This window comes from Streptomyces sp. NPDC056452 (assembly GCF_042796085.1).
In the GTDB taxonomy this organism is placed as follows: Bacteria; Actinomycetota; Actinomycetes; order Streptomycetales; family Streptomycetaceae; genus Streptomyces.
Genome location: NZ_JBHTRI010000010.1, coordinates 68,522 through 80,082 on the forward strand (window position 1 = coordinate 68,522; position 11,561 = coordinate 80,082).

Genomic DNA, 11,561 nt, shown 5'->3' on the forward strand with positions numbered 1-11,561 from the left:
CTCCTCCGCGGGCCGACCTGCGGGCCGCCGGCCGGTCCGGTGATCACGTACCCGCCGACGAGCGCGGTCGGTAACCCGTGTCGGGGGTCAACGCCGCCGGAGGGTCCGGCCGTTCAGGACGAGGTGTGCCGTCATGCCGAGGACGAGCCCCCAGAACGCCGAGCCGATGCCGAACAGGGTGACTCCGGATGCCGTGGCCAGGAAGGTGACCAGGGCCGCCTCCCGGTCCTTGTCCTCCTTGACCGCACCCGTCAGGCCCGCGGACAGCGCGCCGAAGAGGGCGACGCCTGCGAGAGCGGCGACGAGTTCCTTGGGCAGACCCGCGAAGAACGCCACAAGGGTGGAGCCGAACGCGCCGACCAGCAGATAGAACGCACCGCAGGCGACCCCGGCGACGTAACGCCGCCGGGGGTCACGGTGCGCCTCGGGGCCCGTACAGATCGCGGCGGTGATGGCGGCGAGGTTCACGGCGTGGGAGCCGAAGGGGGCGAGCGCGGCGGAGACCAGACCGGTGGAGCCGACCAGGAGACGGTCGTCGGGGCGGTAGCCGGAGGCGGACAGCACGGCCACTCCGGGGGCGTTCTGCGAGGCGAGCGTGGCCAGGGTCAGCGGGACGGCGATGCCGATCAGTGAGGCGACGGAGAAGCTGGGAGCCGTGAACACCGGCTGGACCAGGCCGACATGGTCGAGGCGGATGTGCAGGCGTGATGTGGCGGCGCTGCACAGGACGCCGGTGACGAGAGCGATGAGCACGGCGTACCGGGGGAGCAGGCGCCTGCCCAGCAGGTAGGCCAGCAGGACCGACCCGGCGATGAGCGGGGTGCCTTCCAGCGAGGTGAACACGCCGGTGCCGAAGGAGAAGAGGATGCCCGCGAGCATGGCGGAGACGACCGCGCCCGGCACCATCCGCATCAGCCGCCCGAAGACCCCGGTCAGTCCGATCAGGGCGATCACGACACCGGAGACCACGAAGGCGCCGATCACGTCCCCGTACGCGTACGAACCGATGCTGGTGACCAGGAGCGCGGCACCCGGGGTGGACCAGGCGGTGATGACCGGCATGCGGGTACGCAGGCTGAGGGCGATGCAGGTGAGGCCGCTGCCTATGGAGATCGCCCAGATCCAGGAGCCGGTACGGGCGGCATCCAGGTGCGCGGCGTGGGCGGCGGACAGCACGATGACCAGCGGGCCGGAGTAGGAGACGACGACCGCGACGAACCCGGCGAGGACCGCCGAGAGCGAGAGGTCGCGGACGAGCCGGGGGCGTGGCGCCTGCCCGGAAGACTCGGCGGGCTCGGAAGGCTCGGAGGGCTCGGAGGGCTCGGAGGGCTCGGAGGGCTCGGCGGGCTCGGCGGGCTCGGCGGGCTCGGAGGGCTCGGGAGGTTCGGAAGGCTCGGCGGGCTCGGGAGGTTCGGAAGGCTCGGCGGGCTCGGAGGGACGGGCGGGCTCGGGAGGGCCGTTGCCCTCCGTCCATTCGTCCGTTTCCGGTGTCGAAGGACCGGGCATCGCTGTGGCGCCTCTCCGCTCTGAGGGGGCTCGCAACCGTACGAGCCGTAGGGACTTACGAACCCTTACACGAAGGGATGCGGTCGACCCGCCGGGTCCGGCCCGCGAGACGGACGCCTGCCGGGGAGCATGGGGCTCCGGGCTCCGGGCTCGGGGCTGGGGGCCGCGGGAGACTCCCGGTGCCACATCCGGGTGGTCGGGCCAGATGGGAAGCTCCTCACCAGGTTCCCGTCCGTGGCGCCGAAGCACCGGCGTCCGGGCGATGTTTCCTGGCAGCGAGACGAAAGAGACGAGGGCCGCCTCCATGGGTGTCGACGCAGTGCTGAAGCGGGTGGACCAGCCCGGCACGAGTCCCAGGCGGCGCCGGCTGACCCAGGTCGACGTGTTCGTGGACGCCGCGGACACGTTCTCCCGGATCTGCGACGGGAGCGCCCTGCCGATGCTGTCCCGGGTCGACCTCTACGGAACGCTGGTTCTGACCGCCGCCGAGATGGAGCAGCTGCTCAGCGAACTCGACGGAACCCGCAGCGGCACCAACGGGGCGGCGCAGCGAGCGGCCCTGGACGAGGTGGGGCGTCTGGCCCGGATCTGCCGGGACGATCCCTCCACGGAACTCCATCTGGAGGGCGACTGACCGCCCGGGCGGCGGTCGCAGGGCGCGGGATTCCGGCCCGGTGCGCCGAGTTGGGTCCGTGGGCCCAAGACGGGCGGCTGCCCGGAAAATAGCGTCGTCGCGGCAGAGGATCGACGCCCGTCCCGGCGTGCCCCCACGGCGCCGGGCCGGGCCGCAACCGGAAGGTGACGACGGATATGCCGACGGCTGAGCAACTGACCCTGACCGAAGAGGAGTCCCGGCTCCTCCAGCAGGGCCTGATCGAGTGGAGCGGCCCCGCACGCTGTACGGAGGAGTTCGCCGTGGCCATGGGCTTCGACGGTACGGAGGATCTGAACCGCCGGGGCCTGTGGATCCGAAGAGCCCTCGCCGAGAGGGAGGCTCTGGATCCGATGGACTGGGCGCGGGCGCTGCTCGCGACGGAGCTCGCCTTCGCCAGTGATGTGGTCGGCTCGGGCTACGAGTGGTCGACCACGACCGGCTGGCCGGACGACACCACGGTGCGCGTCCTGCGCTCGACGCAGCTGAAGCTGATCCGTACCGTCGCCCCGCTGGTCGGCCGGGGCCTCGGCACCCGGACCGAGGCCGGGCAGTAGGGTCAGCGGCCGGCCCGGGTCCGCAGAGTTGGGTCCGTGGGCCCAAGACGGCTGCTGTGTCCGGTGGTTAGCGTCGTATGCATGCCAGTTCTGGGGGTTGTGCGTCGTCGGTTGCGCCGTTGGTCGCGGGAGTCTGTGCCGCGTACGGATGTGCGTCTTGCGGGTCTGCGTCGGTCGCAGCGGGGTCAGGGCGCGATCGAGTACGTCGGCCTGGTGGTGGTCGTGGTGGCCATCGTGGGCGCGTTGCTGGCGACGGGGATGGGCCCCCAGCTGGCGGAGCGGTTCGGTACGGCTGTCTGTCAGGTGACCGGTGGCGGCAACTGTGGTGGCGGTGACGGGACCGAGGCCCAGGACGGCGATTCGGGTTCACCGGGCGACGGGTCCCAGGCGTCCGACGACGGTTCCCCCAAGACGCAGACGCAGATCGACTATGACGCTGCGCTGAAGGACCTCCAGGACGCCCAGAAGGAGGAGAAGACCAACTCCGACAAGGCTGTTGAGGCGGCCAAGGAGCTCGCGAAGATCCTGGCCGAGGAGTTGGGGATCACGGATGCGCTGGACTGTGTCACCAAGGGTGATATGGGTGCGTGCACCGAGACGTTGATCAATGTGCTGCTGAGTCTTGTGGGTGGTGCGGTCGGGAAGCTCGCGGCGAAGTACGGGGCGCCGTGGAAGTGGAAGAAGGCCGTTGAGCTGATCAAGAAGCTCAAGAAGCACGGTGGGGATCTGTACGACGGGCTGACCGGTCTGATCAAGAACCGCAAGAAGGTTCAGGACGCGGAGAAGAAGCTCGCCGACGCGAAGAAGAAGCTCGACGCGGAGAAGAAGGACCCGCCGAAGAAGGACGACAAGCCCGACGACAAGCCGACCACCTGCCCGGTGAGTCACAGCTTCCCGCCCGGGACCCCGGTCCTGGTCGCCGACGGCAGGCGCGTCCCGATCGAGTCGCTGCGGACGGGGGACGAGGTCGTCGCCACCGACCCGGTGCGCGGTCTCTCCGAGGTGCGCAGGGTGACGGAGACCTTCACCACGTACGACGACAAGGAGTTCACCCGGCTGAGCACCTCCGCCGGTCAGGTCACGGCCACCGACACGCACCCGTTCTGGCTCACCGGCCGGCAGCGGTGGGTGGACGCCGGCGACATCGTGACCGGCGACCGGCTGCGACTGCCCGGCGGAGCTTCGCTCCTCGTGACGGGCGTCTCCCGGTACACCGAGCGGCAGACCACGCACGACTTGTCGGTCGAGGGAATCCACGCGTACTACGTCGGCATCGGCTCCGTCAGCGCGCTCGTGCACAACAACGACTGCGAATTCGAGACGGACCCGAGCGTCAAGGGCCCCGCCGCCGGCAAGAAGCTCAAGCCGCCGCACCCCCGTCACACCGTCGCAGGGGCGCGCAACGGCATGGTGAAGGAGAAGAACACCGTCATCCTCAAGGGCAATGAGGCGGACATCCAGAACGACATCAAGGGGATCGCGGAAGGCAAGGGGAAGCTCGTCGACAACGGCAGCGCCTACGAGATCAACGGCCGCAAGTACGGGGTGGAGGAGAACGGGCGGACCTTCCCGATCTCCGGCAAGGGCCTCGTGGAACTCGACAGGAACGAGTACGCGGCCCTCAAGGAGATCGCCAAGGCGGGAGGAAAGACCGATTCGCCCGCTTTGACAAGGAACCCCCGGTTCGCCGACCATCCCGAAGTGGTCGAGAAGGCCAAGAAGGTCTACGACGGGACCTATTCGTGACTGTGCTCTACACCTTCCTCTCGGTGCACCGGCCGGAGCCGCAGACCATCGCGGCGGCGCTGGCCGGTGCGATCGGTCTGCCGGTGGCGGACGCGGATGTGGCCGACGAGGACGACGAGCAGACGGACGACCGAAACTGGGACGCTCCGGTGCTCTGCACCTACCGGGGCGTCGGCGGGGACGTGGCGCTCTCCTGGGACGTCTCCGTATCGGACGAGGTGACGTCACCGCCCGGCGAGCCGGAGGCGGCACTGCGGCTGGCACAGCGGCTCGGTACGACCGTGCTGTACCCCGCGCAGGAGCAGGCACCGTCGGCGTACTGGGCGGCCGGCCCGGACGGGACGGTCACCCGGGCGCGGTTGCTGGAGACGGACGGCGAGGGGGACGGGGATCCCCCGGCCCTCGTGGTCGACGCGGTCGAGGCACCCATGGCGCAGCTGCCGACCGCACGTGTCGAGGTGCTGACCGAGATCCTGCGGGGCGAGAAGCTCGGCACCCCGGTCGCCGACGGTTTCGCGGACATCACGGACCCGGGGCGCACCGCCCCGGCGCAGAGCCCCGTGAACCGTGCGCGCGAGGCGCTGCTGCTCTGGGAGCGGCTGGTACGCCGCGTCGCTGCCGACTGGGGGCCGACCGGGCGCTACCCGTTCGACCTGTACGCCGAGGACCTCGGCACCCGCGACCGGCTCCAGGAGCTGATCGAGGCGGCCTCGGGCGAGGAGCGGGAGCGGCTGGCCCGAGCCGTCGCAGCGCTCGACGACGTGTTCCGCGGACATACGGAGGGCGACGGCGGCGCGCTGCTCGGACGTCTCACCCGGTCGGGTACGGCGGTCGCCGAGCGCGGCTGGTGGTGGTGCCGCCGCCCGGCCCGGCTGCCCTGGGACGGCTGAGGACGCGCGCCGGCGCCGTACGGCCCCGCCCGCCCCGGGGCCAGGGGCTGCACGGCGCCGTGCCGGCCCGGTGGAGGAGGCGGCTGCGGATCCGGCGATTGGGAGCCGGGCGGGCGCCTGTGCTCATAATCGGCCGCATGCACGACAACCTGACCAGCGCCCGGCCGCCGGTGCCGCCTCCGTACGGGCACGCCGTCCGTCTCCGCGCCGCTGCGGCGTTCCAGGCCGCAGCCCCCGCCCTCGGGGCCTACGCGGTCGTACGGGTCATCGGGCTCGTCGTCTTCTGGGTCGCCGCCTCCCTCGCGGGCAAGGACGCGCTCAAGCTGCTCGGCGGTCGCTGGGACTCCGTCTGGTACCAGCGGATCGCCGAGCACGGCTACCGCTACACCGTCACCCTTCCCGACGGCAGCGCCCACTCCGACCTGGCCTTCTTCCCGCTCCTGCCCGCCCTGGAACGCGCCATCGCCGAGGTGACCCCGCTCACCGTCCGGGGAGCGGGGATCACGGTCGCCTGGGTCGCGGGGCTGCTGGCCGCCTGGGGGATCTTCGCCGTCGGGGCGCGACTGCACGGGCGGCGGACCGGGGTGGTGCTGGCGGCACTGTGGGGCGCGTATCCCACCGCGTTCGTGCAGTCGATGGCGTACACCGAGACGCTCTTCACCGCGCTCGCCGCCTGGGCGCTGTACGCCGTGCTCAGGGACCGCTGGATCGTGGCGGGCGGGCTCTGCGTCCTCGCGGGCCTGACCCGGCCCTCGGCGGCCGCGCTCGTGGCCGCGCTGGGGGTCACGGCCCTGGTGGTCCTGGTACGGGACTACCGGGCGGGTGACCGGGAAGGGCTCGTGCGACGGCGTGCGCGCATGCTGGCGGGCGTCTGCCTCGCGCCGCTGGGCTGGCTCGCGTACGTGGTGTTCGTCGCCGTGCGGGAGGGCAGCCCGTTCGCGTACTTCGAGGTCCAGGCGGCCTGGGGCAACAGCATCGACGGCGGCCGGGCGCTGGCCTCCTTCATCGTCGGCCTGCCGCTGCCCGCCGCGCTCGGGCTGTGCGTGGCGCTCGGGCTGCTGGGGTGGCTGGTCGTCCTGTGCGTGCGGCAGCGGCAGCCGCTCCCCGTCCTCGTGTACGGCATCGCCGTCGTCGTCATCTCGCTGATCGGCTCCGGGTACTTCGGATCCCGGCCGCGCCTGATGATGCCGGCGTTCCCGCTGCTCCTCCCGCCCGCCGTCGCGCTCCTTAGGCTGCGTACGACGGCCCGTACGGTCACGGCCGTCGGCGTGCTCGCCCTGGCCTCCGCCGCCTACGGGGCCTGGACGCTGCTCGGCTCGGGACCGCCCTGACCGCGGTTCCGTCCGCCGCCTCCTGACTCCGGGGCCGCCATTGGGCCCACGGGCCCACGCGCCCGCGGACTCCCGGTTGTTAGCGTGCAGACTCCGGGTGCACTGTCGGTCAGGAGCGTTGAACGATGAAGGTACGTACGACTGTCATGGCGGCGACCGCGGCCGTCCTGTGTCTCACGGCTGTCGCGTGCGGTCCGGGCGACAGCGCGGACAAGGGTGAGCGCAAGGACAGCGGGAAGGCCACCGGCAAGGCGAGCGGCAGCGCGAGCGCCTCGCCCGCTCCGGGCTCCGACACCGGATCCGCTCCCGGACCCAAGCCCACCAGCAACGGCAAGACGCTCACGGAGGCCGAGCTCATCAAGGTGGCCCTGGCCAACGGCGAGCTGCCGGACTACGACTTCGCCAAGATGCCGGGCGGCGACGAGCGCGGCACCGAGCAGTCCGAGAACCCGGCCTGCCGGCCGATCGCCTCGGTCATCAACGGATCGCCCGAACCCGCCCCGGCCGCCACCGTCTTCCGTACGGCCATGGACACTTCGGAAGAGGGCCAGGACGACCAGACGGTCGTCACGGAGATCCTCACCTCGCACGCACCCGGCGGGGCGGAGCAACTGCTGAGCTCGGTCCGTGACGCGGTCAAGGCCTGCGCGGGCGGCTTCCGTACGACGAGTGACGACGGGCCGTCCACCTACACCGAGGTCAAGGCGCTGCCCGCGCCGAAGGCCGGGCAGGAGTCGCTCGCCTACCAGGTCACGGGCAGCATCGAGGGAGAAGGCGTGCCGCTGGTCTTCCAGCTCGTACGGACCGGGTCGACGGTCGTCACTTTCTACGCCGCCAACTTCACTTCGGCCAGGACACCCGAGGTGCCGGCCGCACTCGTCACCGCACAGGCGGCCAAGCTCCCCTGAGCCCCGCAGGGCGTACAGCCGGGGTCAGCGCAGCACCGCCATGCCCAGTGCCGCGAGCAGGGCCACGAGGACCAGTGACGCGGCGGCGATCGCGGCGACGTTGCGGACGCGTTCCTTCGTCGGGCGGGACGTGACCTCGATACCCGTGCGGGACGGGAAGGCGTAGTAGTCGCGGTGCGGGTCGGCGTGGACGCGGACGTGGGCCAGCGGGAGGCGGCGGAGGGTCGCGCGGCGGGCGACCTCGTCCTTCCGCAGGGCCAGGAGCGGGTCGATCAGGGTCCGGTCGGCCTCGTCCAGGTCGTCCGGGAGTTCGTCGGTCGCGCCGCGCAGCACGGTCTCGTGCCACCGGCCCGTGTTGCCGGTCGTGCGTCTCAGGTCCAGTCTGCCGAGCCGCCGCTCCTTCTCCCGCCGAGGGCTCTGGTTGATGTAGCCCTCGGTCCACACCGTGAAACGGCCGGTGCCCTCGCACTCCTGGTGGATGACGCGCTTGGTGCCCTCGCAGGTACCGCACTGCACGGAGCCCGTCTTCTTGCAGTCGGTGCAGTCCAGTTGGCGCCGGCCGCCGCACTTGGGACAGGCCACCTTCGCGGTGCGGCAGCGTGTGCAGAGGACCCGGTGCGCCGAGGGGGCCGCGGCGTTCGGGTGCGCGGGCCTGCCGACGCGTCGGCGCCCCGTGCCCTCGCACTCCCAGCAGGCGTCCGGGCCGCCCTGGCAGACGGGGCAGTCGACGAACCGGGGGCAGTCGCGGACGCCGCGGCCCCCGCACGCCCCGCAGGAGTTCGTTCCGCCCTTGCACTTCTCGCACCGCTCCTCACCGAGCGAGCCCCGGCGCACCAGCCGCCAGGCGTCGTGCCGCTCCGGATCGTCGGGCGGGGCCACCCGGTAGGACTCGATGGAGGTGTACGTCGGCCGGCCGGCCAGTTCCTCGCGGCGGCTGCCGGGCTCCCGCATCGGGCGCTCGCCGCGCTCCTCGACGGACCGCACGATGCGGAAGTCCAGCAGGAACTGCCAGGTGAGGGCGGCGGCACCGGGATCGGCCAGGCGGGCGGAGACTCCGCGGCGGCGTGCGTACACCTCCACCGCCTCGAGTATCTCCGTGTCGGACGGTACTCGGGCCACGGTCGCTCCCCCCTGTCGACGACCAGACGCTCAGGGTAGGAGCGGCCCGCAGGTCCGGCAAGGTCGTTGCGTTGCGGCGCGGCGCGGCGCGGCAGGGAGGCCCGCGGAGCGTTCCCGAGCCCTGCTGCGGAACGTCCCGCGCCCAACTACGGCGTCGTGGCGGTCACCTGGACCCGCGCGCCCGGCCGCAGCCCCCACTTCTCCATCGCGCCCGCCTCCGACTCCACCACATGGCGGGCGCGCAGCCGGGGCAGGCCGAGGCGGCCCGGCTTCATCGTGCGGACCGCCAGGACGTTGAACTTCCGGTCCAGATACGCCACATCGATGGTGAACCGCATCCGGAAGGTGTGCACACTCCCGCACGGCGTGATCAGGAGTGCCCCGTCGACGCCCTCCACACCCAGCAGCCCCCGCATCCGCGCCCGGTAGGACGCCGCGATCCGCAGCGGCACCTCCTGCGTCCCCGCACCCGTTCCGACCGTCAGCGTGCCGCCGCCATTGCGCCATTTCCCCATGGGCACCGACCGTAGCCGCCGGAGCCCCGATCTGGGTCCGGATCGGCCACCGGTGGGCCCCAGGGCCCAAGACCCCTGCCGTGCCGCCGGATTAGGGTCGGCGTCGTGGACGCCACACTGATTGCGGTCGCCGCGCTCTGGGGCGCCGCCACCGGACTGCTGCTCCCGCGCGCCGCCTACCGGTTCTCCGTCGAGCCGGAGGAGCCCTGGCGGGTGGCGTGCCCGGCCGGGCACGCACTCACCGGCCCTGGCCGCGGCTGGCTCGGCTCGACCCGGTGCGCGAACTGTGCCGTGGCCGTCCCCTCGCTCCCGGCAGGGGAGGCCCCGCCGACCGTCCCGCCGACCGGACGGCACCGCTACGCCCCCGCGGTCCTCGCCCCCCTCCTCACCGTCCTCGCGTGCGTCGCCCTCGCCGCCGCCACCGGCGCCCGGCCCGAGCTCGCCGTCTGGCTGCTGCTCGCCCCGGTCGCCGTGCTCCTCGCCGTCATCGACCGCAGGGTCCACCGGCTCCCCGACCGGCTGACGCTGCCGCTGGCCGGCGCCGCCGCCCTGCTCCTCGGGGCCGTGGCCCTGCTGCCCGAGCACGCCGGGTCCTGGACCTCCGCGCTCCTCGGCGGAGCGGCGCTCGGCGGCTTCTACTTCCTGCTGTTCCTGATCAACCCGAACGGCATGGGCTTCGGCGATGTGAAGCTCGCCCTGGCCCTGGGTGTCGCGCTCGGCTGGTACGGGTGGGCGGTGCTGTGCGCGGGAGGCTTCGCCGGGTTCCTGCTCGGGGCGCTGTACGGCCTCGGCCTGATGCTGCTGCGACGGGCCGGGCGCAAGACGGGCATCCCGTTCGGCCCGTTCATGATCGCGGGCGCGCTGCTGGGGCTGCTGTTCGGAGGACTGGCCGCCTGACCGGGCCCCACGGAATTTCGGTCGCGCAGCCCGCACCCGGCTGACACGATTCCCGCATGAGCCAACAGCCCCCGGCCGACGGGTCCCAGGCCTCCGACGCACGTTTCGATGCCCTGGTGGCCGAAGCCGCCGCCGTCTCCGTCGACGGCTGGGACTTCTCCTGGCTCGACGGCAGGGCCACCGAGGAACGCCCCTCGTGGGGGTACGCACGGGCCATGGCGGACCGGATGGGGCGGGCGCGGGCCGCGCTCGACATCCAGACCGGGGGAGGCGAGGTCCTCGCCTCCGCACCCGAACTGCCGCCGCTCACCGTGGCCACCGAGTCCTGGCCCCCGAACATCGCCCGCGCCACCGCCCTGCTGCATCCGCGCGGAGCCGCAGTCGTCGCGGACGCCGACGAGCCGCCGCTGCCCTTCGGGGACAGTGCCTTCGACCTGGTGGTCAGCAGGCACCCGGTGACCACATGGTGGGACGAGATCGCCCGGGTGCTGACACCCGGCGGGACGTACTTCTCGCAACAGGTCGGGCCCGCAAGCGTCTTCGAACTCGTCGAGTACTTCCTGGGCCCGCAGCCGCCCGAGGCCCGCGCCTGCCGTGACCCCCGGCGGGCGCGGGCCGACGCCGAGGCCGCCGGGCTCGACGTGGTCGACCTGCGCGCGGAGCGTCTGCGCACCGAGTTCTTCGACATCGGCGCCGTCGTCTACTTCCTGCGGAAGGTGATCTGGATGGTGCCGGGATTCACCGTGGAGGCGTATCTGCCCCAACTGCGCTCGCTGCACCGCCACATCGAGGCCGAGGGGCCCTTCGTCGCGTACAGCGCCCGGTTCCTGGTCGAGGCCCGTAAGCCGCTGTAGCGCCAACGGGCATACGCTGAAGACGGTTTCACGGGCCGCCGGATGCAACGGCAGCACCCGCTCCTCCGTCCTACCCATGGGTAGTGCGACCCTGGTGGTTGAGCGCACAGCGAAGGAGCAGGTCATGACGGTGGGAAGGGATACGCCCGGCGAAGAGATCCGCCGACCCGCCGGCCGGCCGCGCCACGGCAACGCCGACTGGCTCACGGGTGCGCGGATCACCGCCGTCCACGGCCTGTTCTACCGCCCCGAAGGGCGCGCCGGTGAGCCGGAAGCCGTCGAATTCCTCCTCGACGGCGGCCAGTCGGTCCTCATGACCTGCGCCTCGGACTGGACGCTGCGGATCACCTCGGGCACCTGGCCCGGACTTCCCGACTGGTGTGTGCCCGCCGGGCAGTGGCAGTTCGCGCCACTGAGCCAGCTGCCCCCGCCGCCGTACGGAGGAGCCTGGACGGTCCTAGGGACCCAGGAACGCCGGGACGAGCACGGCGAGGTGCACGAGGCCGTCATCCGGTGCGAGAACGGCGACTTCGTGGTCATCGGCGGGGACACGGTCGCGATCCGCTTCGTCCGCGGCTGAGTCGCC

The 11,561-nt window shown here is 72.3% G+C and carries 12 protein-coding genes; 9 read left to right on the forward strand and 3 right to left on the reverse strand.

The features are described from left to right. Positions 1–87: 87 nt before the first annotated feature. Positions 88–1,506 carry a benzoate/H(+) symporter BenE family transporter gene (locus ACFQ6X_RS12560; protein WP_383180070.1) on the reverse strand — a complete coding sequence of 473 codons (1,419 nt, stop codon included), beginning with the start codon at positions 1,504–1,506 and terminating at the stop codon, positions 88–90. Between the two features lie 304 nt (positions 1,507–1,810). On the opposite strand from ACFQ6X_RS12560, the gene ACFQ6X_RS12565 reads away from it, so the two are divergent. The 6 genes from ACFQ6X_RS12565 to ACFQ6X_RS12590 all read left to right on the forward strand — a co-directional run bounded on the left by ACFQ6X_RS12565 (position 1,811) and on the right by ACFQ6X_RS12590 (position 7,590). Next, on the forward strand, positions 1,811–2,140 hold the full coding sequence (locus ACFQ6X_RS12565) for a hypothetical protein (RefSeq protein ID WP_383180073.1): 330 nt from the start codon (positions 1,811–1,813) through the stop codon (positions 2,138–2,140). A gap of 176 nt (positions 2,141–2,316) precedes the next feature. Beyond that, a complete protein-coding gene (locus ACFQ6X_RS12570; RefSeq protein WP_383180076.1) occupies positions 2,317–2,715 on the forward strand; it encodes a hypothetical protein in 399 nt (132 codons plus the stop codon). 135 nt (positions 2,716–2,850) lie between these two features. After that, on the forward strand, positions 2,851–4,461 hold the full coding sequence (locus ACFQ6X_RS12575; RefSeq protein WP_383180079.1) for a polymorphic toxin-type HINT domain-containing protein: 1,611 nt from the start codon (positions 2,851–2,853) through the stop codon (positions 4,459–4,461). Beyond that, positions 4,458–5,351, forward strand: coding sequence for a hypothetical protein (locus ACFQ6X_RS12580; RefSeq protein ID WP_383180082.1), 894 nt, complete (start codon positions 4,458–4,460; stop codon positions 5,349–5,351). The genes ACFQ6X_RS12575 and ACFQ6X_RS12580 overlap by 4 nt, the downstream gene beginning before the upstream one ends. Before the next feature lie 137 nt (positions 5,352–5,488). After that, positions 5,489–6,682 carry a hypothetical protein gene (locus tag ACFQ6X_RS12585; RefSeq protein WP_383180085.1) on the forward strand — a complete coding sequence of 398 codons (1,194 nt, stop codon included), beginning with the start codon at positions 5,489–5,491 and terminating at the stop codon, positions 6,680–6,682. Between the two features lie 125 nt (positions 6,683–6,807). Further along, on the forward strand, positions 6,808–7,590 hold the full coding sequence (locus ACFQ6X_RS12590; RefSeq protein ID WP_383180088.1) for a hypothetical protein: 783 nt from the start codon (positions 6,808–6,810) through the stop codon (positions 7,588–7,590). 24 nt (positions 7,591–7,614) lie between these two features. Here the strand turns inward: ACFQ6X_RS12590 and ACFQ6X_RS12595 are convergent, their stop codons facing one another. Beyond that, on the reverse strand, positions 7,615–8,709 hold the full coding sequence (locus ACFQ6X_RS12595) for a hypothetical protein (RefSeq protein ID WP_383180091.1): 1,095 nt from the start codon (positions 8,707–8,709) through the stop codon (positions 7,615–7,617). Positions 8,710–8,855: 146 nt separating this feature from the next. Next, positions 8,856–9,224 (reverse strand): DUF192 domain-containing protein, encoded by a 369-nt coding sequence (locus ACFQ6X_RS12600; RefSeq protein ID WP_383180094.1) that lies wholly within the window; start codon positions 9,222–9,224, stop codon positions 8,856–8,858. 105 nt (positions 9,225–9,329) lie between these two features. Here ACFQ6X_RS12600 and ACFQ6X_RS12605 point away from each other — a divergent pair, with 105 nt between their 5' ends. From ACFQ6X_RS12605 to ACFQ6X_RS12615, 3 genes are all read left to right on the forward strand, one after another. Further along, positions 9,330–10,121, forward strand: coding sequence for a prepilin peptidase (locus ACFQ6X_RS12605; RefSeq protein WP_383180097.1), 792 nt, complete (start codon positions 9,330–9,332; stop codon positions 10,119–10,121). A gap of 56 nt (positions 10,122–10,177) precedes the next feature. After that, entirely contained in the window at positions 10,178–10,975 is a 798-nt protein-coding gene (locus ACFQ6X_RS12610) for a class I SAM-dependent methyltransferase (protein WP_383180100.1), read from the forward strand. Positions 10,976–11,099: 124 nt separating this feature from the next. Continuing rightward, positions 11,100–11,555, forward strand: coding sequence for a hypothetical protein (locus ACFQ6X_RS12615; RefSeq protein WP_383180103.1), 456 nt, complete (start codon positions 11,100–11,102; stop codon positions 11,553–11,555). The last annotated feature ends 6 nt before the right edge of the window (positions 11,556–11,561 follow it).